This is a genomic window from Streptomyces sp. NPDC058985, assembly GCF_042740985.1.
Classification (GTDB): Bacteria; Actinomycetota; Actinomycetes; order Streptomycetales; family Streptomycetaceae; genus Streptomyces.
The window spans coordinates 13,862-37,241 of sequence record NZ_JBHYJX010000036.1 but is presented as its reverse complement, the minus strand read 5'-3'; the positions used below and the strand labels follow the sequence as shown (position 1 = coordinate 37,241).

Below are 23,380 nucleotides of genomic sequence, written 5' to 3'. Positions count from 1 at the left end.
GGCACCTCGATTCCGGCGGGCAGGCTCATCGGCCCGAAGCGGCGAACAGGGCCGAGGACGCCTCCACCGACGCCGCCTCGCGCAGCTGTGCCGTGGTGATCCGTACGGTCAGCCAGGCCAGCGCAATCATGACCAAGGCGTTCGCCGCGTGCAGCGCGCCGAGCACGGGGATCCCAGCGCCGTGCTTCTGCAGCACCGGCTGCACCAGCATCGCCAGGAACAGCCCCAGCCCCGTACCCACCGCGCGTCCCGTCGGACGACCGACGATCAGCAGGACCACCAGGATCACGCCGACGACCTCTGAGGCGTAGCCGAGCATCCGGTGCGGATCCAGGCTCGACGCTTCGCCGATCGGCAACTGTTCCAGCGCGAACAGCCCGAAACCGGCCGTGACGATCTGCGCGCACGCAGCCCCGATCACCGTCCAGGCCGAGGTCCGCACCCCCCGGATGCCGAACTTGCGCACCTCGGTCAGCGGCCTGAGCCGGGCCGGAACCACTTCAGTCGTCGCTGCACTCACAGCAAACCCCTTTCATGACGACGTGTCGTCATGAAGTTAGCATGAGTCCATGACCCCGCCTCGCACTCCGTTCGCACGACTCGCCGCACGCTGGAACCCGCCCCTGTCCACCGTCCGCCGGGCCACGACGACGGCTCTGGTGATGTCGGTGGTGATCGTGGTCACCGGCGGCGCCGTGCGCCTGACCGGCTCCGGACTGGGCTGCCCCACCTGGCCGACCTGCACCGACACCAGCCTGACCACCACCGCAGCCATGGGCTGGCACGGCGTCATCGAGTTCGGCAACCGCCTGCTCACCTACGTGCTGGCCGCCTCCGTCGGATGGGTCATCCTCGCCGCGCGCTGTATCCAGCCGGTCCGACGGGATGTGCTGCGCCTTGCCTGGGGGCAGTTCGCCCTCGTCGTGGCCAACGCCCTGCTCGGCGGCATCACCGTTCTGACCGGCCTCAACCCCTACACGGTCGCCGGACACTTCCTGCTCTCCACCGCCCTGATCACCCTGGCCTACCTCGCCCGCAACCGCACCGCGCCCGCCCCCGCGCCGGCCGGTGCGGGCGACAGAGCCTCCCGCGTACTCGCGCGCGCCCTGTTGACCGCCTGCGCGCTGCTGATCACCGCCGGAACCGTGGTCACCGGTGCCGGACCCCACGCCGGCGACTCCGGCGACATCGCCCGTATCCCCCTCGACTGGACGCTCGTCACCCGCGTCCACTCCGCCCTCGCCTGGACCGTCCTGGCCCTCGCCCTGCTCCTCCACACCCGCCTGCGCCGCACCGAGGCACCACACGCCGCGCTGCACCGCGCCCGTCTGCTGCTCGCCGTGCTGGTGGTGCAGGGGGCCGTCGGCTATCTGCAGAGCGTGCTCGGTCTGCCTGAGCTGCTGGTCGGTCTGCACATGCTCGGCTCCTGCCTGATGTGGATCGCCACCCTCCACGTGACGGCCGGCATCAAGGCCGCCAACGGCCCCAGCACGCAGGAGAAGGACAGGGCAGCGGCATGTTCAACACGCTGACCCTGGCCATCGGCATCACGGCCTCGCTGCTGGCCCTCTGGTGCACACATGCGGCGTGGAGGGATCAGCCCACCAAGGACTGGCACTTCGTCGGCATGGCCCTTGTCACCCTTCTCACCTTCATCCAGCTGGTTGCAGGTGTGTGGCGTCTGGCCGCGGGCGACCGGCCAGTAGGAGGCACCGTCACCTTTCTCTCCTACCTCCTTGGTGCACTCGTAGCCGTCCCCGCCGCAGGAATGCTCTCCCTCGCCGAACGGACCCGCTGGGGATCGTTCACCGTCATGGCCGGCGCCTTCGTCCTCGCCTTCCTCGAAGTGCGCCTGTACGACATCTGGGCCGGACCCACGGCATGAGACCGGCCAGCAACACGCGGGCATCACCCTCAAGGGCGGCGGCTCCCCGGAGTGTCCGTACCTGTTCGTCGTCGCAGTGACGTCTGCGGTCTAGCTGGGCGATGAAGGAATATGTACGGGCTCGGGGCCCCGCTGTGTCTCGTTCGGCTTTGAATCTTGCAGGTGCTGGAGCGGCAGGAGGGCCTGCTCCTTCGAGCGCGCGGCGCCTTTTTGAGACTTGTTCCTTCATCTGGTCGTCGGTGCGTGTGCTGTGCCAGATGGTGCCCTCCCACTTCACGTACTGGGGTTCGCCGTCACGCAGGAGGACCGGTTTGAGGTGGCCGTGGAAGAGGAGCGTGCGGCCCTGGTTCCGGCGGAGCCGGCTGAACCACAGCGCGCTCTTTTCGTGGCGGGCGAGGCGGTTCGCGGCGATGCCGGGGAGGGTGCCGCGGACGCGGCCGGGTGTGTAGGTCGTCAGGGGCCGGCTGAACGGTCGCCAGGAGTCGGCGAGCGCCCAGTGGGCGATGGCGTCACCGGTACGGTTGGGCGGGAGGTAGGGGTAGGTGACGCGGCTGGCGATCTCTTCGAAGAACCGGGCCTGCTCGGCTTCGGTGCCGTCGGCCAGCCGCCGCCAGTAGGGGGAGGCGATCAGCGGTGCGAGGGCGACAGCTTCGGGATAGACCGCGGCGAACAGTTTCGAGGTGCTGAAGCCGACGTAGTCCTGCTTCTCCCGGTCGAAGGGGATCAGGATGTCGAGGCGGTCATCCCAGGCGTCCCAGCGGCCGAAGGGTGACGGGCGCCCTTCCGGGGACCACATGTGCGCGCAGAGCATCAGGCCGGTCAGCACCGCGTCGTAGGTGGCGGCCCAGCCGTCGCGCCGCTGCAGGAGCAGGTGGCGCCGCTGGGCGTCGATGATGTCCGGGAGTCGGGTGAGATCGACGGCGGGGTGGTCGATGTCGGGCGGGCCGATCCAGGTGCCGTGCCGCAGGCCCGGTCCGGCGCGACATAGACCGAGCGCGGCCGTCCGAACATGGCGCAAGCCTTCAGCTCGACGTCCGCGAACGCCGGCCGCCGGCCATCCACCAGACCGAGCTCGGGCAGGAGCAAAGTGGACCACTCCTGGATCCGCATGCCGGTCATCAGCGCCAGCTCGCAGGCGGCGCGATTTCGGTGGGGCCGCCAGCCCCGGAACGAGACATCCAGTCCGGCATCCGGAGCCAGTCCCCCGAATCCGACGTCCCACAGGTAGAGGTACTGGTCAAGCTCCATGTGCCGAACGCGCAGGTCAGGGCGGATTCTGCTGGCAAGGTTGGAACCTTGCGGTGTTGCCCGCCAGGGCTGCCGGGCGAAGACACCGATCCGGATCAGAAACCTGTAAAGAGACTCGATGGCCGCCCAGTCCCGGTCCCATGCGGCGTCACCGACCACCTCCTCCGCCTCGTCCTGCCGCCACAGACGAAACTCTCGAAGGTTGGTCTCCGTGACCGACCGCAGATCCGTCCCACGAGCCAGCAGGAAGTGCAGCAGCAGCACGGAGTACGCGTACGACCGCTTCGTCTTCGCGTCCTTGCGTTTCAGCGCCAGCGACCGGAACCACGGCGACACCGGCACGACCGGGCGCATCGCTTCATCCAGCAGGACCGGCGTACCCGAAGGCACCAGACGCCGGGCGAACAGAAGAGAGGACAACTCTGCCTGACTCAATCCAGCGACCTGGCCGACCTTCCCCTGGTCGGTGAAGAACAGATGCACGTAACCCCACAGGCGAGCGTCACCACTCTGGCAACGCGAAGTCTTTCGGTGCCAGTCGGAGGCGTGCTGGGAGATGCCGCGATGTCACTCGGTGAGACAACTTCAAGTGTCTGGAGAACCGTCCCACTTGGGCTCTGCCGCCGACCTCGGCGGCAACTCGGGGCTGGCCACGGGAGCGGTGAGCATCGGCTCAGGTAGCGTCCAGGTCATGGCGCAGGCCCGAGAACACCGGCCTGGACGGTGAACTGCAGCCGCATCACCCGGTCACCGCGGACCCGGCCGACCAGCTTGACGGGCAGGTCCCGCAGCACCCAGGCCAGACGGGTCACGTCGTAGCCGGCGTCCGTCACGATCACGATGTCCGGCTCACCCGGCACCCACTGACCTGCCGCGATGAGCCGTTCAACGACGCCGCGGAGCTGATCGGCGGTGACCGCGGTGGCGTCGTCGACCGGACCGAGCCGGACCGCGTCCAGGATCTGCGTCCAGGACGTGGCGCCCATCTCCAGCACGGCGACGAATGAGTACGGCCAGCCGGGGATGAACTGTGAGGCCGTCTTCGCCCGCCCGTAGACGTGACAGAACAGCCTCTCCGGCGAGCACGGAGCATCCGATCGCAGCCACGGCGAGACGTCGATGGCCAGCACCAGTCGCCCGTCAGAGAACCGTGGCAGCGGCAGGCCCGCCAGCAGCGAACGCAGCCGGTCCGCGTCGATCCGGCCCTGGTTGAGGCCGTCGTACATCGCGGCGTGCCCGTGTCGGTGCTCGGGCAGGAGCGTCAGCTCAACCGCCGAGTGCACCGCACCCGGAGCACACAGCACCGCGTCCGTCAGCTCGAACAGCTCATCGCCCCGAACGGCCAGACACGCGTACAACCCGTCCCGGAAGCGTGACGCTTCCGCGAACGCTTCCCCTGGAACAGTCTCAGGCAGCAGACTCACCCTCACGGCCTTCGTCTTGGTCAGTGCACCTTGGTCGGAGCACATGATCAGACGGAGGCCGCCTCAGCGTCCGGTGAATGCCCAGGTCAGCGACCCAGTTCGAAGCACATTTCGACGCCGCAGGTTAAAGAACAAGCTAAGGCGCGGGGCTTGTACTCGAGCACGGCAAAGGGCCGCGCTGAGGTGTCGGCGCGGCCCCTTGCGGTGATGGTGTGTCAGGCGGTGGCGCCGGTGCTGGTGGTCTTGCGGCGGCGCAGGATGAACATGGTGCCGACGCCGAGGGCGACGGCGGCGCCGCCCGCGAGAGCGATGGTCGGGAGGGCGGAGCTGGAGCCGGTTTCGGCGAGGCGGCCCTGGGGGTCGATCTGGGTGTCGCCCACGGGCTTGGTGGGCAGTGGCTTGCTGTCGCCCTGCGGCTTGGCGTCACCGGTGTCGGTGGGGGTGGAGCCGGCGGCGAGGATGTCGAATTCGTAGTAGCTGTCGTCGCCGGAGTAGACGCAGTTGCCTTCGTCGTCGGCGTACATGCCGATGCTGATGGCGAAACCGAGACCGGACGGTGCCTTCTTGTCCACGGCCAGGCGCAGGTCGATGGAGAAGGACTCCTTGGCCTTGATGTCGGTGTAGCCGAGGTAGCCGGCGCCTTCGTCTTCCTCGTCGAGGGAGATGTCGGTCCACGTGCCGGTGGCGGGGTCCTTGTACTGCAGGGTGAGGTAGTCGGTGTCGACGAAGAAGTCGTTCTCGTCGACCTGGGCGGCGAAGACACCGAGGTCGACGCGCTGGTAGGCGTGGCTGGCCTTGTTGTCGACGTTCAGCTTGAAGCCCTGGAAGCCGCTGCCGGCCACGATCTTCGAGGGCAGACCGGACAGGCCGGTGCGCAGATCGTCGTCGAACGTCATGTCCTCCTCGCTGCACTCGGCCGGGCCGGGCGCCGGGGCGGAGGCGGGCGCCGAGGGGGAGGTGGACACGGTCGCCGAGGGCGAGGCACCGGGCGCAGCCGGCTCGGAGGCGGCCGGGCTGGACTCACCGGTTGCCGGCGTCGACTCCTTCTCGCCGGCAGTGGTGTCCTCGGCCGCCGGGGTGGTGTTGTCCGCCGCGGGCGTGGACTCCTCCTGGTCGGGGGCCGTCTCACTGACGGAGGGCGACGGGTCGTCGTCCGTGGCGTAGGCGGCCGGGGCCACGAGCAGAGCGCCCGGCGCAATGACAGCCGTCGCGGCGGCAAGAGCCAGGGAGCGGCGAATCTTCATGTGAACCTCTGAGGAGGAAGTGACCGATGCGTCGCCCAGCATGACTGGCGGGACACGCAGACGGTTGCACTGCTCTCACATTTCCTTTACGTGACGCGCATCACGTCGCAACGGACGGCTGTCATGACTGCACAGCGGCCGCGGCCTTGCGTTCTGAAGCGGTGGGCGTGGCTTGCTCGTACGGGGCAGCAGCAGAGAGGTCCCGGGCCGACGTGATCCGGGACCTCTTCCGCCACGCACGCGTCCACGGGGGTGACGTCCTGCGCGCGCTGCTGGGCCCAACGTCGGGCTGCTCCGGGAGGTTACGCACGTGCCCTGCCACTGCCAACTCCGGGTGCCCCTCCGAGAGGGTGGTTCAGGGCCGGCAGGGCTCGGTTCAGGCTTTCTGCCACTCTTCCTGCTGCGGGTCGTCGTCTTCGGCGGGTGGGGCGCCGGCGTTCTTCTCCCGGGCTCGCAGCAGCGCCCATAGCAGGGCGCATACGCAGGTGAGGTACCAGGGCAGGGGCCAGGTGTATGGCCACTAGCCGGCTTGCGGGGCGGTGAGGACGTCGGCGGCGGCCAGGTTCCAGCACAGCATGCGCCCGGTGATCTGGACGGCATGGGGGAGCCGGTGGTGACCGGTGCGGTTGTGGTTGCAGGCGCGGCAGGTGGGCGCGACTTTGCTCGGGTCGGTCATCGAGGGAACGTCCTGTACGAAACGGGCGGCTGCCACGATTGCGGCTGTGCTCGCCGGGACGCCATAAGTGTGCGTTTCGTGAACAGGTGCGCAAGGCCCGCTCCGGGACTGGAGTAGCGACTGAGGCCGCTTTTCGCCCTGATCACATCAGGGCGAAAGTGGGCAGACTCTCCCATGAGTGCTGATGGAAGTGGCGCATCAACGGCGCAAGTCTGTCCTGAACTGACCGTCCGAAGCGCATGCGAGACGATGAACCTGCCCGCCCGTGCGTTCTTCAGGTCGGCTTCCGTCCGCGCCGCCGTGTCGGCACCCCGGCGTAACTGCCCGCCTCGCCTGATGCCCTGCCGACATCCGCCGCCTCGGTTCATGCCCCCTGCACGCACGCTTGGTCGGGGCCGACGACGAGTCCGAGTCCGCCTTTGCCCGTACGCGCAGCGCTCAGCGGCTGACGAGGCCTCAGCCCCCCCGCTTCGGCGCCGGGCTTTGCCGCCGGCGGTATCAGGAGGTCGAGAATGGCCGTGTCTGCGGCCGGACTGTGACTGGAAAGCGCTCTGCGCGGAATCGCGATGACTTGCGCCAACGCCCTTAGCTAGTAACGAAGTTGGCGTCGAACTGGCGCACGTGGCGGTTTTGGAGGCGCTGGCGGAAATTGATCGAAAAATTGACACCTACCCAGACGTGTTCGTTTAATCAGCTTTCGTTTGTGAAGATTCTGCGACCCCTGAGGGGCGAGTCTGCTGATGAGCTGGGGGGACTTGTGCGCACCGTTTGAGGGATGGTGCGGGGGTAAGTGCCGCGCGCGGCGCCTTGAGGCCCTGACCTCGCTTGCGTGGAGCAGGGTGGCGAACGCCGTGTTCGTGCACTGACTCCACATGGCAGCGGACAGGTGGCCGCGGCAGGAGTCTCAGAACTGCCCTCCGAGGGATCACTTCTTCTACCACTCCACTCCTGAGGCGGGGCCTTGATGTCGGCCTGCCTGCTTCGGGGTGCCAGAGCATCAACTCGAGGGGCTCACATGACACATGTGTTCCGCAGAGTCACGCGGCATGAGGCCGCCGACTCGGAATACCAGTACCTCCCACCGCCATCCATGGCCCGGTGGCGGCCGGTTGCCGCGGCGATCACGCTGCTGATGGCCGCCGAGGCCGCCACCGTGGTCGGTTCGAGTGGTCAGGCCGTCGCTCTGTCGCACCCACAGCCCGCCGTCCAGACCAAGGAGGCGAAGAACCTGGGGCCGGCCACCGCCGGTTCGGTGGCGGCTGCACGGCTGAAGGCGAAATTCCAGAACCGGCGTATCGAGGCCACCGACGCCCGTTCGGAAACCTCCACCACGTACGTCAACCCGGACGGAACCGTCACGGAGGAGACCTACGCCGGCCCGATCCGGTTCAAGAACGACCAAGGCGCGTGGCAGGATGTGGACGCGTCACTGGTTCGCGCCGATGACGGGTCGCTGAAGGCAAAGGCACATCCGCATGGGCTGAAGATCGCAGGCAGGCAGGCTGCCCCCAAGGGTCTGAAAGCCGCGGGTGCGAAAGGCAGCGCGTCGGCGACGGTGCCGCTGGTGACGGTTCAGGACGGTGCGGGCCGGCAGATGCAGCTCGGCTGGTACGGAGCCTTGCCCGCTCCCACGATCGAGGGCGCCGAGGACACGGTCGCCCGGTACAAGGACGCCCTGCCGGCGACCGACATGCTCATCGAGGCCACGCGCACCGGCTACGAGCAATTCCTTCAGCTGAAGGACCGTTCCGCCGTCGATGCGAACGGTCAGGTCGCCTACAGCCTGAAGGCGAAGGGGCTGACCGCCAAGGCGCACGAGGACGGGTCGGTCAGTTTCGCCGACGCCAAGGGCAAGACCACCGGGATGCTGCCGTCGCCGGTGATGTGGGATGCCCGCACGGACAAGAACTCCGGCGAGCACACCCACACCGCGAAGGTCGGGGTGAAGGTCTCCCAGGATGGAGACACCATCACCATCACGCTCACCCCGGACGCGAAGTTCCTCGCCGACACGGCGACGCAGTTCCCGGTCACGATCGACCCGTCGATCAACGTCGGCGCGAGTTTCGACACGTTCGTCCAGGAGGGCTACGGCACCGACCAGTCCACCGCGACCGAGCTGAAGATCGGCAACAACGGCTCCAGGCAGAAGGCCCGCTCGTTCCTGTCGTTCCCGATGAAGAACATCAGCGGGAAGCAGATCTCCGCGGCGAAGCTGAACCTGTACGAGTTCCACTCCTGGTCGTGCACTCCCAAGGCATGGGAGGTGTGGACCACCAACGCGACCTCCACGAGCACCCGCTGGACCAGCCAGCCCAGCTGGGGAACGAAGTACGCCACCAGCAACCAGACCAAGGGCTTCTCCAGCTCCTGCAACGACGGCTGGGTCAACGCCGACGTCACCTCGATGGTCCAGTCCTGGGCCGGCAACGGAAACGGCTCCAACCACCTGGGCCTGCGCGCCTCGGACGAGTCCGACCCCTACGGCTGGAAGCGCTTCAACTCCGGCAACGCCGCCTCCAACACCCCCTACCTGTCCGTCACCTACAACTCCGTCCCGAACGTCCCCACGCTGATAGCCCCGGCCGACAAGGCCGCCACGAACGTCACCACTCCGGCCCTGTCGGCCAAGGCCCTGGACGGCGACGGCTCCCAGGTCAAGCTCGACTACGAAGTCTGGGCCACCAACGGCACCTCCGCACTGCGCACCGGCACCACCAGCTACGTCGCCTCCGGCGCGCAGGCGTCCTGGAAGCCCACCGCGCTGCCGCAGGGCAGCTACAAGTGGCGTGCCCGCTCTTCCGACGGTTCGGCGAGCAGCGCCTGGTCCGCCTTCCGCACGCTCACCGTCGACACCACGGCACCGGCGGCGACGAAGGTGTCCTCCACCGACTACCCGGCCGGCCAGTGGTCCGGCACGCCCAACGACGACGGTGACTTCACCGGAACATTCACCTTCACCCCGCCCACCAGCGATGTGAAGGAAGTCCAGTGGAACCTGAACGGCGCCGCCTGGCAGTCCGCCCCCAGTACCGGCACGGCCGTGACGGCCAAGCCCGTTTTCCGGGCGGGCAAGCACACGCTGACCGTCCGCACGAAGGACGCCGCCGGCAACGTCTCCATCACCACCAGCCACACCTTCTACGCCGGTTCCGGCGCCGCCCTGCTCACTCCCGGTGACGGGGATCGTCCCGCCCGCCGCGCCGAGCTGACCGGCCAGGGCAAGGCCGGCGACACCGGCGTGCGCTACCAGTACCGGCGCGGTGAGACGGACACCTGGAAGGACATTCCCACCCAGGACGTGCGCCGCAAGGCCGACGGTTCGACCCTGACGGCGTGGCCGGCGAAGGTCACCGGCGGCGAAGCCGAGGCACTGACCTGGAACGTCACCGACACCCTCAGCGAGGACGGCCCGGCTGACGTCCGCGCGGTGTTCACCGACGGAAGCACCACGGACGCATCCCCGGCCACCCGCATCACCGTGGACCGCAACGTCGGCGAGGCACCCAGCGAAGACGCCGGCCCGGGCAGCGTCAACACGCTCACCGGAGACTTCGGCCTGTCGGCCACCGACGCCTCCGGATTCGACCTGACCGCTACACGCTCCTTCTCCTCCCGCCGCCCGGCCAACGGGTCCCAGCAGGAGGGCCAGGCGGCGATCTTCGGTCCTCAGTGGACGGCCGGCACCGTGGCCGAGCTCTCCGAAAGCGACTGGGCGTATGTGCGCAAGACCTCGGCCACCTCGGTGGCCGTGGTCGACGTCGACGGTGAGGAGACCGGCTTCACCGCGGCCACGGGCGGCGGCTGGAAGCCGGAGACCGGTGCAGAAGACCTGACCCTGACCGGTACGCTGACCAGTTCCTTCACGATGAAGGACACCGAGGGCTCCACCTCGGTGTTCACCAAGGTCGACACAGCCGCCACCACCTGGCAGCTGTCGAAGACCTTCCTGCCCACGGACAACTCCACCACGACCGTGATCTCGGAGAAGGTCACCGTGGACGGCAAGACCCTGGCCCGGCCGAAGTACGTGATCGCTCCCACCTCGGCCGTCTCCGCCGCCACCTGCGCCGGCACGCCGTCGACCAAGGGCTGCCGGATCCTGGAGTACGTCTACGCGACCTCGACCACCGCGACGTCGACCGCTCCCGGTGACTACACCGGGCAGGTCAAGCAGATCCGCCTGTGGACCACCGTCCCCGGCGCATCGACCTCTACCGCTACGGTCGTCTCCCAGTACACCTACGACAGCACCGGCCGTCTGCGCGAGCAGTGGGACCCGCGGATCTCCCCGGCCCTGAAGACCGCCTACACCTACGACAGCGCCGGCCGCGTGCTCACCTTGACCCCGCCCGGCGAACTGCCGTGGACCTTCGAGTACGGCAAGGCCGGTAGCAACGCAACGGCTGGTGACGGCATGCTGCTGGCGGTCTCCCGTCCGACGCTGAAGGCCGGCACCAAGGACGAGCAGGACGGCGGCAAGGCCGTCACCTCCCTCGTCTACGACGTCCCGCTGTCCGGCACCGAGGCCCCGAACCAGGTCTCGCCCGGCGAGACCGCGACATGGGGTCAGACGGACGCGCCGACGGACGCCACCGCGGTCTTCCCCGCCGACCAGGTTCCCGCCTCCCACACGGGAGGAGACCTGAGCGCGGCCGACTACGACAAGGCCACCGTCACCTACACCAACGCCTCCGGCCGCGAGGTCAACAACGGCCTGCCCGGCCGGCACCTGACCGTCAAGCAGTACGACCGGTTCGGCAACACGATCCTCGATCTGACCGCCACCAACCGCGAACTCGCCCTCGGCAACGTCGACTACCAGATCAACACCCAGAGCGAACTGGGCATCCTCGCCGCCTCTCCGGCCGAACGCGCACGCCAGCTCGCCACCGTCTCGGAGTACTCCGCCGACGGCAAGCGCCAGCTCGAGGAATCCGGACCGCTGCACCTGGTCACCCTGACCAAGCCCCTCAAGGGAGACGAGGACAGCCCCGACCTGCCGGCCGGCGTCCAGATCGCCGCGCGGGAACACACCGTCAACCGCTACGACGAGGGCCGGCCCACCGACGGCACCGCCACCGTGACCGACCAGATCACCACCGCCTTGGTCGGCGCGGCGATCGACGGCTACCCGGGCGACGGCGACGTGCGTACCACGGCCACCGTCTACGACTGGGCCAAGGGCCTGCCCACCAGCGAGGTCACCGACCCCAGCGGCCTGAAGCTGACCAACACCACCAGCTACGACACCCAGGGCCGCGTCACCAAGACCACGCTGCCCAAGTCCAACGGTGCGGACGCCGGGGCAATGGTGACCCGCTACTGGTCGCCCACTGGGACCGGCACCTGTGAAGGACGCCCGGAATGGGCCGACCTCGTATGCTCCACAGGCCCGGCCGGAAAGATCACCGGAGGCGGGTCCAACCCCGACGAACTGCCGCTGAAGACCACCGAGTACGACCGCTGGGGCAGCCCCGCCAAGGTCACCGAAACCGCCAACGGAGTCACCCGCACCACGACCAGCACCTACGACGCGGCGGGCCGCCTGAAGCAGACCCAGATCACCGGAGGCATCGGAACTGCGGTACCGGCCCAGACCACCGCCTACGACCCGGACAACCTCACCGTCGCCACCATCACCAACGGCACGGCCACCATCCGCCGCGCCTCCGACCTGCTCGGCCGCGAGATCAGCTACGACGACGGCGCGGGCAACGTCACCCGCACCCAGTACGACAGCCGCAACCGCCGGATCCGGGTCACCGACTCGGCCCCGTCCACGGTCAGCTACGACTACGACAACCCGGCCGGACTGCCCACCCGCATCCACGACTCGGTCATGGGCACCATCGGCGACGTCACCGGTTCCTACGACTCCGACGGCCGCCTGTACCAGCAGAAGCTGCCGTGGAACATGGACGTCGAGTTCAACCTCGACCCCACCGGCACCGAAACCTCCCGCTACTGGCACTGGGAATCCGGCTGGACCGTCCAGGGCGAGACCACAAGCCAGAACATCCACGACCAGGTCGTCGCCCGCACCACCTACACCGGAGGCGGCGCCTACCAGGAGTACACCTACGACCAGGCAGGCCGCCTCACCCAGGTGGACGACTCGCAGAGCGGCGTCACCACACACCGCGGATACGCCTTCGACAACAACACCAACCGCACCTCGCTGACCAACACGATCGACGACATCGACGGAGGCGCGCCGACCACCAGCACCGTCAACTCCACCTACGACAGCGCCGACCGGCTCATCGACGACGGCACCGCCTATGACGCCTTCGGCCGCACCACCGCACAGGCCGGCGGCGCCCAGTACGCCTACCACACCAACGACCTCGTCCGGCAAATCACCGCGAACGCCAAGCGCACCACCTGGGCCCTGGACGCGGCTGGCCGCATCGCTTCCTGGACGACCGAGGAACAGGCTGAGGACAGCACCTGGAAAGCGTCTGACAGCAAGACCAATCACTACGGCGCTGACGGTGACAGCCCGGACTGGACCGCGGGCGGTGACGGAACCATCAGCCGCAGCCTCGAAGACCTCACAGGCAATCTGATCGCCACCACCAGCGGGGCCGGTGACGTCGTCCTGCATCTGTCCACACTGCACGGCGACATCGGCATACAGCTCCCGCTGGCGGACGACAGCACCCCGGTCGTCAATACGTACGACGAGTACGGCAACCTCCTGCCCGGCACCGATCCCACCCGCTATGGCTGGCTCGGCGGGAAGCAGCGCTCCGCCGAGACGCCCAGCGGGGGGATCATCATGGGTGTACGCCTTTACGATCCCAGCTCGGGACGCTTCCTGTCGGTGGACCCCGTTATGAGCGGTGGCGCCAACGCCTATTCCTACCCTGCCGATCCGGTCAATCAGTACGACCTCGACGGGAAGCGCTGGACGTGGAAGTTCTGGCGTTACAAGAAGGTCCGCAGTTTGGGGGCTCGGGGACTGGGTTACGGTCTTGCCGGCGCCAGTCGCTTCATGGGTTACAAGTGTGGATACCGCTACGGCATGAGAGTGTGCCGAGGCGGATGGGGACTCCACGCACGCGGGGGCACTACCCTCGGCACTACCTACTTCACCTCGAACAATCGCTCCTACATCACACGAGACCGCATCAGACACGAAAAGCGACACAGGTCCCAATGGCTGCGCTACGGTCTCGGCTTCGGGATCCGCTACTTGCGCGCAGGGGCAAACCCTTGCCGCAACAGGTGGGAACGAAGGGCGGGCTGGCGAAGTGGAGGCTACAGGTGCTGATCAAGTCAGGCCGGTCGAACCGAAACGCCCTCAAATCCAGCGTACTTGCCCTGGCACTTCTCCTCGGCGCCTTGGGAACCTCGTGCGGACTCGTCCCCGAGCACCCCGGTGACGAGGGCATGCTCCTGGGATTTCGGATCACAGACCGCACCGTCGAAGTGAAGGTCCCTCTGTGTCCTGGAGACAAGGTGTCCCGCGTCGAGGTATGGGACCCGGGAAGCGAGACGGCGAAGGAGAAGTTGCTGTGGTGGGGCGAGGGGCCGACGGGCGCAGCATCTGGTAGTGGGCAGCTGTACCTCTGGTCGCCAGCTGGTTACCGGAAGGCGTCCACGGCTGTGAAACCCTCGGCGTTGCCGCATCTGGTCGACGTATCTGTCTCCTACGCTGATCAGGACGACTCCGCCGGCGATCTCGTGAACCTCGACGAAGTCGCAAGACATCACCCGACGGATGAGTACTGGACGATCACAGGGAAGTCCATGAGCGCCCAGGAAATCGATGGGCAGCTATCATGCCCACAATGATCGCGGACGAAGGGTCGCGCTGTCGGGTGGTTCTCGCTCGTCATGGCCTCCTGATCCAATTGACAGCTCGATGAGAGAGGAGGAGCCCTTGAGTAGACTCCGTCGGGCTCCTTCCTGGGCGAACGTAAGCAGATGACCCGCTGACGCGAATCGAGCGTCGGCAGATCCTCAGCCCCGTACTGGCGCCATCGACCGGCGGTAAGTACGGGGCTGAAAACAGTGAGCTGTTTCACCGCTGCCGCTCCAGGTGAGGACGGCTGCTGCGATCGACGTCATTCGACCCCACCACTAGCACCGCCAACTCCACCTACGACAACGCCGACCCGGCTCTATTCACGAGTCGTGGTTCTGGCTCGCTTTCCGTGATGCGCGCACGCTGAGTGACGGCTGGTGCTCCGATCAGGCTTCGGAAAGTTGCCTGAAAATGATCAGGGCCGATCTTGGTGTGGTCGACAGTGCGGCGTCGTGGAAGAGATGTCGCCCCGCCTGGAGGGCCTGCTGTTGCCGTCCATCGCGGACGTGTCGGTGCTGTCGCTGGACGTGAGGCACGAGGCGATACGCATCGACGTCTGCAGTACGGCGGCTGGGGCGGCATGCCCGGACTGTGGGAGCGAGTCGACCCGGGTGCACAGCTCTTACCTGCGGTTTCCTGCGGACGCACCGAGCGGGGGACGGCAGGTGGTCCTCCGACTGCGAGTCCGACGGTTCTTCTGTCCGGAGTCGTCCTGCGCTCGGCGGACGTTTGCTGAGCAACTGTCTGGGCTGGCCCGGCGGCACAGCAGGTGGATGGAGCGGTTGCGGTCGACTCTCACCGCGGTGGGTCTCGCCCTCGCGGGCCGGGCTGGCGCCCGGATGGCCCAGGCATTCGGGGTGTCCATCAGCCGCAGTGCGGTGTTGCGGCTGCTCGAAGCTTTAACGGAAACGGATGGAGCAGTCACCTTCGAGATCGGGCAGGGAGCAGAGAACCGCGGGCGCAGAAGATCGTCTGCGGCTGACCGGACCAGGCGAACGTCACCTGGGCGGCCGCCGGGGAGCGGCAGTCGCCCGCCTGTCTTGAAGCCGCCGCTGGTGGACGCGGGGGTACAGCAGTGGCCTGAGTGTGGTCCGTCCGGGCGCGCCCTTCATGCAGGGCGCGTATCGAGAGCAAGTCGGTGATGTCTTCGACGTGATAAGGGCCCCGCATCGGCGCCTGTGTACCGCCCGGCTCAACCGCCTGGGATCACAAACGGGCCGGGAGGGTGAAGGCGTGTCCGCACTGCGCGAACAGTGCTGTGCTCGGCGCATCCCCGCAGTCACCACCACCCCTTTAACGTGGCAGCGGGGGCGGTCAGCCGCTGGTGGCCCAGTGTCGGAGTCGGCGCGCTAGGTCTTTTGTCCGGAAACTGGCGGACAGCCATATCACCGCGATGGCGATGGTTACGGCGCACACAGATCCGAAGGCGATGATCAAAGATGCGTAGGACAGAGCGACAGCGGCGATCATCAGACTCAGCGATACGGTGCTCAGCAGTGCGAGGCTGCGGCCCGCGGATCGGTTCAGGCCGGCGCATCGCGTACGCCGCCGTTCCGGATGCTGCAGGTGACGGCCGAAAGCATCGTCCTGCTCCAGTGCCGTTTCTATCTGCTGCCAGATGTGCCGTTCGCGGGCCGACAGTGTGGATCCGTCCATGAGGCTGTCTCCATGCTGGAAACGGCGGCGAGCGCGGGGCCGACCGGGTTGGGTATTCGTACGCGACCCGACCGTGCGCGGTGCCCAGCCTGCGCCGTCTACCGGTGGTGGAAGGGGTATCCGGGGTAGATGTAGCCCGACCCCCAGAAGGGCGGGTAGTCGTAGAATCCGTAGACGCTCTGGTAGTAGTCGGGTTCGTCCGTGAGTTCGGGGTCGTAGGCGGGGGCCTGGGCCACGCGCTCGCGGGACTGGTCGATGAACACCTGGTCGTCGGTGATGCGGGTGACGGCGTCGACGGGGATGAACGACTTCTTCTCGCCGAAGCCGAGGAACCGGCCGTGTGCCACGAGCAGGAAGCAGACTTTGCGTTCCGGGGCGTCGATCAGAAGGTCGTCGACTGTGCCGATGTCGTTGCCGTCGGTGTCGGCCACCTTGCGGCCCCGCACATCTTCCTCGGGTGTCTGCACCGTCTGTTCGGAATCGCTCAGCTTCTCCAGAACCGGAGCCCTGTCGGTCGCCATCTGCCCTCCTCCATCGCTGCGAGTTGTTGACACACGCCGCCGACGGCCCGCGCCCCGTCGGCATGAAGCCGCCGGGGTCCGGCGTCGGGCGCACGAGACGCGTGCGTCGCAGCCATTCGGAACTTGCTAGTAGCGCACACGTACCCGACGGCCCGCGAGGCATTCAGTCCGCAGCCCTGTGTCTGCCGATGAGGCCGTAGAGCAGCGGCCCAGGCGTCCTGCTCTCTTGGCCGGATCCAGGACGGGGCCGTGTACAAGGGACGGCAGCCGCCTTTGCCGTGCACCGGTCATCATGACGGGCGGGCCAGTAGTAAGGGTCGGGTCGGTCACGAGACGCTGCCTTTGAGCTGGGCCGGTTGGATATGGAGTGCTTGTCTGGGGTGTCTTGACGACTGCGTGGCACGATGCTTTGCATGTGCTTGTTGCCTGCGCCCTGCCCCGCTGAGCTGATTCCGGATGCGACCGGCTTGGCTGCCTTCGAGGTCGTCTACCAGAGGGCGATGCAGCAGGGGGCCGTGTTCGTCGCCGTCGAGCGACAGGCCGAGCGCTGGACGGTGAAGGCCGATGTGCTCACCGCTCCCGAGCACATCGTCGGCGGCACCGTGTACGACGGTGTGCGCAGGGCGGTCATCCGTCTGATCCGCCGCCGGGAAATTCGCTCGGATTCCTCTGCCGGTCCGGTGTACTTCGTGCTGTACGACGTGGAGAGCGAGCTGCGGGCCCGTGAAGTCGCCGAGGCACTGCACGCGGCTCTCTATGGGGATATCGGGCCGCTGGTCCGTGCCGTGCCGGAGTCTTCCGCCTGACGGGCGCACGGACGGCAGGGACCGCGGGAAACGGGCTGTCCGCGGCTGGTCAGGCGCCCTGCTCGCCGCGGTGGCGGCGGCCAGGCGGCGCGTCGCGGGCCACCACACCCCTCTCCGCGGCCGTCTGCCAGGCTTTTCCGCCGACCAGTGATGCCAGGGGCGGCGCCGGATCTGTGGCGGGCGTCCACGAGAGGGAAGATCCCTGCTCGGTGCGTAGGGGGAGTACGCCGGTGGTATCCGCTGGTGAGGCTCCTGGTCACCGTTGGGAGCGATGGATGCGTTCGCCGGCATGAGGAGGACATCAGGTGGCTCAGCAGGTGCGTGAGGTCATGACTGCCCAGCCCGTCGCGGTCGGCCCCGACACTTCGGTGCAGCAGGTCGCGACCCGGATGCGGGATGAGAACATCGGCGCAGTGCTGGTCACCGACAGCGGTCAGCTACGGGGACTGGTCACCGACCGGGACCTGACCGTGCGGATCCTCGCCGACGGCGGAGACGTGACAGGCCGCACGGTCGGCGAGGCGTGCAGCAGCGAGGTGGTGGCTGTCGCCCCGGACGACGATGTGGACCGGGCGGTGCAGCTGATGCGGGGCAAGGCGCTGCGCCGGCTGCCGGTCGTGGACGCCGGGCAGCCGGTCGGCATCGTCTCCCTGGGCGATCTCGCCGTCGAACGCGATCCGGGCTCCGCCCTCGGTGAGATCAGCGCCGCCGACCCCGACGAGTAAAGGAACCGTGGAGCGCGGCGGCGGGCCGGCATACCACCGGACACGCGTGTAGGCGGCACCTTGTGACGCCCCAGCGCCCCGGACAGGAGCCGGCCCGGGTCGGTCGGCCCGGGCCGGAATCGGACGATGAGACCGCCGCGGAACTTGGACGGCTGCGCGAGGAGAACACGCAACTGCGCCACGCCATGCAAGCCCGTCCGGTGATCGACCAAGCCCGGGGCATGATCATGGCGATCGGTCGCTGTACGCCCGAAGACGCCTGGAAGGTACTGGTGGCCGTTTCCCAGCACAGCAACACCAAGCTGCACACGGTGGCCCGACAACTGGTGGCTACCACGGCCGGGCAGCCGCTGCCCGCCTCGATACGCCGCGCCCTGGGGCACGTGCTGCGCTCCCGCCACCGGTGATACGGGGGCAGCCCGTGGGTCGGTGCTACTCGCCGCCGCCGCTGCTGCCGCCCGCGTCGTCGGCGGGCGGGAGAACGCTGCCGGTTGTCAGAGAGCTGAAGTCGAGGGCTTCGGCCGCTTTACGCCGGGTCTGTTCCACGGTGCGCGCAGCGACGGCGACCGCGTCGCCGCGTTCGGCTATCAGCCGGTCGTAGATCGGCGCGGCAGCAGGCTGGGAGGCATCCACGTCTTCGACGGTCCGTTTCTGTGGGTGACGAGGGCGGGCTGGTCAGCTGCTGTGCAGTACGAAGTCGTCCTGGGGGCGGGCGCCGGGCAGCTGGTGACGGGCAGCGATGAGGGCCGCGTCGATGTCACGGGTGCCGGTGGACACGCACAGCGTGTAGGCGACGTCTGCCATCCGCTGCCGCACCTGCGCACTGTCCGCGTCGGCCGCGTGCAGGGCCGCGAAGGCTTCGTATTGGTCGATCAGATCCCGCAGCACCGCAGGATGAGCCATCAACATGAGCAACTCCTCCACGCAAGGGCCGGCAAACACCCGGCCACGGCCACGCTCCCCGATACCCGATTCTGCGCTGCCCAACCCCCGTGCGCCACACCGGAGGGCAGGCAGCACAGGGGCCCACGGCCGTCCTACACTGGCCGGGCCGCCCAGTTTCCGGACCCGCCCGGTCATCTGGAACTGGGCGGGCCAGTTGCTCGCCCCGCCCGTGGAGGCGACGCGCCGCCGGGCGGCCCAATGCCCGCCCAGGCCCGCGTGTGCCCGGTTCACAGGTAGGCAGCGGCACAGGCTCCCGCGCCGCTGCTTCGTGGGTATGTATCGGGCGCCGAGCCCCTCTCCGGGAAAACTGGTGGGGCGGCTGCCAGGAGATCCCGGCAGCCGTCCCACCTGGCGCTCGCGGCGTGGGGTCAGCCGCGGACGATGTTCTGTGCCTGCTGACCCTTCTGGCCCTGGCCGACCTCGAAGGTGACGTGCTCGCCCTCGGTGTGTTGACCGAACTAACCTGAGTGTTTGTGCAGTTCAGGGCATGCTTCTGCTAACTTCCCGCCATGCCCGACGAGAGACGTCCCAGCCGGGATCTCAAGAGCTTTGTTCTGCCCGAGATCGGGGAGTTACGAGACACGGAGGATCCCTGGGAGCCCTGCCAACTACTGGATCCGTTCGGGAGACCTGTTCAGCCTGCGGCGGTGTATTTCAAGGATCTGATGTCTTCGGACTGTTAGCCGTTGACGCCGCGGTCGTACGGCATGGACCTGCTTCGGTGGTGGCGCTTCCTGTGGGCTTTCGAGATCGAGTGGGATCGCGCGACACGTGAGGACGCCCGGGACTTCACGCTGTGGATGAAGCTGGCGGACAAGCCGGTACGCGTTCACTGGCGCCACCGCGGCAAGGACCCGGCCGAGATACCCCGGCCGTCCCGAACCGGCAAGTCGGCGCCGGGAACTCCGAACCCGGTGACCGGGAAGCCCGCTGTCGGCAAGAAGTACGCACCCACCACCCGGGCACACTGCGAGACGGTGCTTCGGGGGTTCTACGACTGGCACCTGGAGAACAACTCCGGATCTCTGCTGGTCAACCCCTTTCCACTCGTCCGCCACCGGCGCTCGGCACGAGCCAACGCGCATCACAATCCTGAGCAGGAACACAAGAAGCAGCGCACCGGCCTCTACCGGCCGAGAATCCCCAAGCGCATCCCACGCCGCATCCCCGACGAGAAGTACACCGAGGTCTTCGCGGGTCTCCGCTCCCACCGCGACCGTGCCCTGCTGGCCTTCTGGGTCGCCACCGGCGCACGCGCCGAGGAACTCCTCACCCCCAAGCAGGGAGATGCGGTCGTGGGCCAGCAGACCATCGGCGTGATCCGCAAGGGCACGCGCGACTACCAAGAACTCCCGGCCTCCCGTGACGCGTTCGTTTGGCTGCGGCTCTACCAGGAAGACGCCTGGAAGAAGGGCGTCCCCCGCGGCCGCACGCAACCCTTGTGGTGGACCCTGCGCCGCCCCTGGCGACCACTGGAGTACGACGCGGCCCGCATGATGTTCACCCGCGCAAACCAGCTCCTGGGCGCCAACTCGACCCTCCATGACCTGCGGCACACGACGACGTTCCTAATGCTCGACGACCCGAACATGCCGCCCGCCTACGTCCAGCACATCCTCGGCCACAAGTACCTGACCACCTTGGACATCTACAACCGCCCCACCAGGGACGACGTGATCTCGGCTGGCCTCGCTCACCACGCCCGGCAGGAGAGAAAGCGCACTGCTCCACCACCGGCCGTGCTTGCGCCCGCCTACAACCCTGAATCCCGCAACATCCTGTTCGGAGGCCGGTCGGCATGAGTCACCCTCGAAGCTCAGTCTCTCGCAGCAACGGCACACCTGCGGGGGCGTGAAGCGGTGGCCTTGTTGGCGACGTTTCCTCCGAGATCCAACCCTGAGTCGTGGCCGGCGACACAGGCATCCCGGAGCGAGGTAGTTGAGCGGCTGTCGCTGCCGGCCTTCGCCGCCCCACAGAAGCTCGGCCAACGCGCGCGTCTGGTCGGAGCCCACCTCATGCTGGAGTGGCTCGAAACCTTCAACGGAGAAACCTGGCAGCAACGGTGGGACGCGTGCCCGGCATCCCCCGCTTACGACGGCTGGCACGCGGAGACGATCAGCTGGTGGCAGCGCCACGGCAGGAAGCCGGGGCTCGCAGCTCTCCGCTCTGGACTCCTGGCCTTGATCTGCGCCGACGTCATCCGCCCCGGGTTGCACTGGCTCGTCGGCAACCAGTCGAAATTCCTCAGGCCGGCCATCGAAGCGGCACGCGATCCCGAGGGCTTCGCCCGGCTCAAGGCCGCTCTGCCCTCCGATCAATGGTCACGGCGTCCCGGGCCCGACGCCCTGAAGGCTATCGCTCGGATCATCGCCGCCCTCGGAGGCGGCGTGGACGACATCACCGTCGGCGACATCCTGGCGCTCCACAGGGCGACTCCGGGCAAGGCCACGGAGGCCGTTCGACTGGCCTACACGTGGCTGCGGAACCGCGACCAGTTCCCGCCCGATGCCCCGTCCACCCTCCACAACCTCACCTCTCGGGCCGGCCAGGTCGACGTCGACCAGCTGGTAGACCGCTACCACCTGCAGTGCAAACCCGTTCGTGATCTTCTTGTCGACTACCTCAATGAGCGACGTCCCAGCCTTGACTACAACTCGCTGAAGAGCCTGTCGGCCCACCTGGCCGGCCTGTTCTGGGCCGACCTGGAGCGTCACCACCCGGGCATTGACAGCCTGTCTACCTGGGCGCCGAGCACCTGTGCACCGCCTACCCGACCGGGCACCTCACCCCCGCCCAGACCGCCGCCTTCCGCGAGCACGCCCGCGCCGAAGCCGAACGCCTCGGCCGGGAGCGGCGCCGCGCCTCCCGCCAGGCCCGCCGCACCCTCGCGCCGATGACCGGCGACAGTCCACCCGCGGAGTCCCGGCTCGTCGCGGCCGCCGACGGGCGCACCCGCACCCAGCGCGAGCGCGACGCCGCGCTCGCCGCCTGCGCCTCCACCAGCCTGCTCGGGCTGATCGACCCCACCGCACCCCCTGCCCTCGCCGATCCGGAGAGCTGATGCCGCGCCACTTCGTCGACCTGGACGGGGCCAACGCCCTGCCCACCGGCCACTTCCAGATGACCGCCCGGATCGTGATCGACCTCGTCGCGCACGCGGCCACCGGCGTCGTCCACGGCCCGGCCGGCACCGGCAAGACCTTCGCCGTCGAAGCCGCCCTCGAAGCCGTCGACCAGCTCCCCGCCACCGACCGGCCGCAGGTGTGCCCGCTGACCTTCCCCTCCCGCTCGACCATGCGCATGATCGCCGACCAGCTGCTGCGCGAACTCACCGGCGCCCACACCCCCACCTCCCGCAACCGCTTCGACCTCACCACCAAACTCATCGGCCTGCTCGCCACCCCGATGCGCCTGGTCGTCGTGGACGAGGCCCAGCGCCTGAACGGCGACTGCATCGAACTGCTGCGCCACCTCCACGATCACCCCACAACCCGCTTCGCGCTGCTCTACGTTGGCGGCGACGGCTGCTGGGAGGCCCTGTCCAACGAGCCGATGCTCCGCTCCCGCGTCTTCCGCCGCCTGCCCTTCCCCCCCCTCGCCCCCGCGAAGGTCCCGGCGCTGATGCGCCGCTTCCACCCGATCTACGCCAGCGCCCTCGATGAGCTGCTGGTCGAGGTCGACAACTCCTACGGCCACGGCACCATGCGCGACTGGGCCGTCTTCACCCACACCGCCGCCGCCCTGTGCGCCGAGCAGAACCTGGCCACCGTCGACCAGAGGACAGTCCACAACGCCTACTCCCTCCTCGGCGGCGGCCTGCGTGACTGAGGCCCTGCCCACCACCACGGCGACCGAGGACCCCGCCGCCCGGCCCGTCGTCCCGCGCCGCACCGTCCGCGTCGTCATCGACGCCGCCGACGACCCGGCCCTCGGCCGGCGCCTGGCCGCGCTCGAAACCACCCGCCGGATCGTGGTCCGCCTCAACCCCGTACACTCCACCACCGATCTGGTGTGGGACGTCCTGGCCGCGGCGGGCAAGAACCCCGCCGCCGTCCACTCCCCGCGCCTGAGCGTCGCCGACGGGTGGAAGGCCGAGGCCGCCTGGCTGTCCGCAGCCCGCGTCACCGACGTCATCGTGGAACGCGCCCACCGGCTCCTGCCCGGTGAACCACTGGAGCTGGCCCGCCTCGCCGACCGCATCGACGCCGGTTGCCGGAGCCGATACTCATCGCTGGTGCGCCCGCGTGCGCCCGCGCCGCGCGCCCCGGACGTGTGACGCGGCTAGCGTATTCCTCGCCCCGGACGCATCTTCGTGTCTTCGTGACCCCGTGTGTTCAGGGCTTTTCGGCCCACCTGCTCGGGGCCTCTCGGGAGCAGGACGGCCGATCCGGCCGATCTGCCGGATGCATGCAGCCATGTTTGCGGGACACTGCA

The 23,380-nt window shown here is 68.2% G+C and carries 22 protein-coding genes and 1 pseudogene; 13 read left to right on the top strand and 10 right to left on the bottom strand.

What is annotated here, in order from left to right:
• Positions 1–25: 25 nt before the first annotated feature.
• Complete coding sequence (locus tag ACFW01_RS27090) at positions 26–520, bottom strand: DUF6220 domain-containing protein (protein ID WP_384507502.1); 495 nt, start codon at positions 518–520, stop codon at positions 26–28.
• 49 nt (positions 521–569) lie between these two features.
• Between ACFW01_RS27090 and ACFW01_RS27085 the strand changes: the two genes are divergently transcribed.
• Both ACFW01_RS27085 and ACFW01_RS27080 read left to right on the top strand, forming a co-directional pair.
• On the top strand, positions 570–1,532 hold the full coding sequence (locus tag ACFW01_RS27085; RefSeq protein ID WP_384507499.1) for a heme A synthase: 963 nt from the start codon (positions 570–572) through the stop codon (positions 1,530–1,532).
• The gene (locus tag ACFW01_RS27080; RefSeq protein WP_384507497.1) at positions 1,517–1,885 is read left to right on the top strand and encodes a hypothetical protein; all 369 of its coding nucleotides are present in this window, start codon (positions 1,517–1,519) and stop codon (positions 1,883–1,885) included. Before ACFW01_RS27085 ends, ACFW01_RS27080 begins: the two co-directional genes overlap by 16 nt.
• Here ACFW01_RS27080 and ACFW01_RS27075 read toward each other — a convergent pair.
• The 5 genes and pseudogenes from ACFW01_RS27075 to ACFW01_RS27055 form a co-directional block, all read right to left on the bottom strand.
• Positions 1,812–2,711, bottom strand: a complete 900-nt coding sequence (locus tag ACFW01_RS27075; protein WP_384507494.1) for a hypothetical protein — start codon at positions 2,709–2,711, stop codon at positions 1,812–1,814. The genes ACFW01_RS27080 and ACFW01_RS27075 overlap by 74 nt on opposite strands.
• The gene (locus ACFW01_RS27070) at positions 2,705–3,616 is read right to left on the bottom strand and encodes a site-specific integrase (protein WP_384507491.1); all 912 of its coding nucleotides are present in this window, start codon (positions 3,614–3,616) and stop codon (positions 2,705–2,707) included. The genes ACFW01_RS27075 and ACFW01_RS27070 overlap by 7 nt, the downstream gene beginning before the upstream one ends.
• A 251-nt stretch (positions 3,617–3,867) precedes the next feature.
• Positions 3,868–4,557 (bottom strand): annotated as a pseudogene (locus ACFW01_RS27065) (transposase); the annotation flags it as partial.
• A 215-nt stretch (positions 4,558–4,772) separates the two neighbouring features.
• Positions 4,773–5,801, bottom strand: coding sequence for a hypothetical protein (locus ACFW01_RS27060; protein WP_384507488.1), 1,029 nt, complete (start codon positions 5,799–5,801; stop codon positions 4,773–4,775).
• Positions 5,802–6,321: 520 nt separating this feature from the next.
• The gene (locus ACFW01_RS27055) at positions 6,322–6,477 is read right to left on the bottom strand and encodes a hypothetical protein (protein ID WP_384507485.1); all 156 of its coding nucleotides are present in this window, start codon (positions 6,475–6,477) and stop codon (positions 6,322–6,324) included.
• Positions 6,478–7,492: 1,015 nt separating this feature from the next.
• On the opposite strand from ACFW01_RS27055, the gene ACFW01_RS27050 reads away from it, so the two are divergent.
• From ACFW01_RS27050 to ACFW01_RS27040, 3 genes are all read left to right on the top strand, one after another.
• Positions 7,493–13,756, top strand: coding sequence for a DNRLRE domain-containing protein (locus ACFW01_RS27050; RefSeq protein ID WP_384507482.1), 6,264 nt, complete (start codon positions 7,493–7,495; stop codon positions 13,754–13,756).
• Positions 13,750–14,280 (top strand): hypothetical protein, encoded by a 531-nt coding sequence (locus ACFW01_RS27045; RefSeq protein ID WP_384507479.1) that lies wholly within the window; start codon positions 13,750–13,752, stop codon positions 14,278–14,280. The genes ACFW01_RS27050 and ACFW01_RS27045 overlap by 7 nt, the downstream gene beginning before the upstream one ends.
• A 474-nt stretch (positions 14,281–14,754) precedes the next feature.
• On the top strand, positions 14,755–15,435 hold the full coding sequence (locus tag ACFW01_RS27040) for a transposase family protein (RefSeq protein ID WP_384507602.1): 681 nt from the start codon (positions 14,755–14,757) through the stop codon (positions 15,433–15,435).
• 172 nt (positions 15,436–15,607) lie between these two features.
• Here the strand turns inward: ACFW01_RS27040 and ACFW01_RS27035 are convergent, their stop codons facing one another.
• Both ACFW01_RS27035 and ACFW01_RS27030 read right to left on the bottom strand, forming a co-directional pair.
• A complete protein-coding gene (locus ACFW01_RS27035) occupies positions 15,608–15,949 on the bottom strand; it encodes a DUF3040 domain-containing protein (protein ID WP_384507476.1) in 342 nt (113 codons plus the stop codon).
• Between the two features lie 98 nt (positions 15,950–16,047).
• Complete coding sequence (locus tag ACFW01_RS27030; RefSeq protein ID WP_384507473.1) at positions 16,048–16,470, bottom strand: PRC-barrel domain-containing protein; 423 nt, start codon at positions 16,468–16,470, stop codon at positions 16,048–16,050.
• 413 nt (positions 16,471–16,883) lie between these two features.
• Here ACFW01_RS27030 and ACFW01_RS27025 point away from each other — a divergent pair, with 413 nt between their 5' ends.
• The 3 genes from ACFW01_RS27025 (at position 16,884) to ACFW01_RS27015 (ending at position 18,408) form a co-directional block, all read left to right on the top strand.
• Positions 16,884–17,276, top strand: coding sequence for a hypothetical protein (locus ACFW01_RS27025; protein WP_384507470.1), 393 nt, complete (start codon positions 16,884–16,886; stop codon positions 17,274–17,276).
• 305 nt (positions 17,277–17,581) lie between these two features.
• On the top strand, positions 17,582–18,001 hold the full coding sequence (locus ACFW01_RS27020; RefSeq protein ID WP_384507467.1) for a CBS domain-containing protein: 420 nt from the start codon (positions 17,582–17,584) through the stop codon (positions 17,999–18,001).
• A gap of 62 nt (positions 18,002–18,063) precedes the next feature.
• A complete protein-coding gene (locus ACFW01_RS27015; protein WP_384507464.1) occupies positions 18,064–18,408 on the top strand; it encodes an ANTAR domain-containing protein in 345 nt (114 codons plus the stop codon).
• 25 nt (positions 18,409–18,433) lie between these two features.
• On the opposite strand, the gene ACFW01_RS27010 is transcribed toward ACFW01_RS27015, so the two are convergent.
• A complete protein-coding gene (locus tag ACFW01_RS27010; RefSeq protein WP_384507461.1) occupies positions 18,434–18,634 on the bottom strand; it encodes a hypothetical protein in 201 nt (66 codons plus the stop codon).
• Between the two features lie 42 nt (positions 18,635–18,676).
• Complete coding sequence (locus ACFW01_RS27005) at positions 18,677–18,910, bottom strand: DUF5133 domain-containing protein (RefSeq protein ID WP_384507458.1); 234 nt, start codon at positions 18,908–18,910, stop codon at positions 18,677–18,679.
• A gap of 743 nt (positions 18,911–19,653) precedes the next feature.
• Here ACFW01_RS27005 and ACFW01_RS27000 point away from each other — a divergent pair.
• From ACFW01_RS27000 to ACFW01_RS26980, 5 genes are all read left to right on the top strand, one after another.
• Entirely contained in the window at positions 19,654–20,748 is a 1,095-nt protein-coding gene (locus tag ACFW01_RS27000; protein WP_384507456.1) for a tyrosine-type recombinase/integrase, read from the top strand.
• Between the two features lie 213 nt (positions 20,749–20,961).
• Entirely contained in the window at positions 20,962–21,843 is an 882-nt protein-coding gene (locus tag ACFW01_RS26995) for a hypothetical protein (protein ID WP_384507453.1), read from the top strand.
• Positions 21,840–22,007: a hypothetical protein gene (locus ACFW01_RS26990; protein ID WP_384507450.1), complete on the top strand. Its 168-nt coding sequence runs from the start codon at positions 21,840–21,842 to the stop codon at positions 22,005–22,007. The genes ACFW01_RS26995 and ACFW01_RS26990 overlap by 4 nt, the downstream gene beginning before the upstream one ends.
• Positions 22,007–22,774 (top strand): AAA family ATPase, encoded by a 768-nt coding sequence (locus ACFW01_RS26985; RefSeq protein ID WP_384507447.1) that lies wholly within the window; start codon positions 22,007–22,009, stop codon positions 22,772–22,774. The genes ACFW01_RS26990 and ACFW01_RS26985 overlap by 1 nt, the downstream gene beginning before the upstream one ends.
• Positions 22,767–23,222 carry a hypothetical protein gene (locus ACFW01_RS26980; protein WP_384507444.1) on the top strand — a complete coding sequence of 152 codons (456 nt, stop codon included), beginning with the start codon at positions 22,767–22,769 and terminating at the stop codon, positions 23,220–23,222. Before ACFW01_RS26985 ends, ACFW01_RS26980 begins: the two co-directional genes overlap by 8 nt.
• Positions 23,223–23,380: the final 158 nt, after the last annotated feature.

Bases quoted from the DNA above. Each gene is read 5' to 3' on its own strand.
- ACFW01_RS27085 (WP_384507499.1), top strand. From the start codon at position 570: ATGACCCCGCCTCGCACTCCGTTCGCACGACTCGCCGCACGCTGGAAC.
- ACFW01_RS27055 (WP_384507485.1), bottom strand. From the start codon at position 6,477: ATGACCGACCCGAGCAAAGTCGCGCCCACCTGCCGCGCCTGCAACCAC.
- ACFW01_RS27040 (WP_384507602.1), top strand. From the start codon at position 14,755: ATGTCGCCCCGCCTGGAGGGCCTGCTGTTGCCGTCCATCGCGGACGTG.
- ACFW01_RS27000 (WP_384507456.1), top strand. From the start codon at position 19,654: ATGGACCTGCTTCGGTGGTGGCGCTTCCTGTGGGCTTTCGAGATCGAG.
- ACFW01_RS26990 (WP_384507450.1), top strand. From the start codon at position 21,840: ATGACCGGCGACAGTCCACCCGCGGAGTCCCGGCTCGTCGCGGCCGCC.
- ACFW01_RS27025 (WP_384507470.1), top strand. From the start codon at position 16,884: ATGTGCTTGTTGCCTGCGCCCTGCCCCGCTGAGCTGATTCCGGATGCG.
- ACFW01_RS27060 (WP_384507488.1), bottom strand. From the start codon at position 5,801: ATGAAGATTCGCCGCTCCCTGGCTCTTGCCGCCGCGACGGCTGTCATT.
- ACFW01_RS27035 (WP_384507476.1), bottom strand. From the start codon at position 15,949: ATGGACGGATCCACACTGTCGGCCCGCGAACGGCACATCTGGCAGCAG.
- ACFW01_RS27050 (WP_384507482.1), top strand. From the start codon at position 7,493: ATGACACATGTGTTCCGCAGAGTCACGCGGCATGAGGCCGCCGACTCG.
- ACFW01_RS27030 (WP_384507473.1), bottom strand. From the start codon at position 16,470: ATGGCGACCGACAGGGCTCCGGTTCTGGAGAAGCTGAGCGATTCCGAA.
- ACFW01_RS26995 (WP_384507453.1), top strand. From the start codon at position 20,962: ATGCTGGAGTGGCTCGAAACCTTCAACGGAGAAACCTGGCAGCAACGG.
- ACFW01_RS27005 (WP_384507458.1), bottom strand. From the start codon at position 18,910: ATGTTGATGGCTCATCCTGCGGTGCTGCGGGATCTGATCGACCAATAC.
- ACFW01_RS27080 (WP_384507497.1), top strand. From the start codon at position 1,517: ATGTTCAACACGCTGACCCTGGCCATCGGCATCACGGCCTCGCTGCTG.
- ACFW01_RS26985 (WP_384507447.1), top strand. From the start codon at position 22,007: ATGCCGCGCCACTTCGTCGACCTGGACGGGGCCAACGCCCTGCCCACC.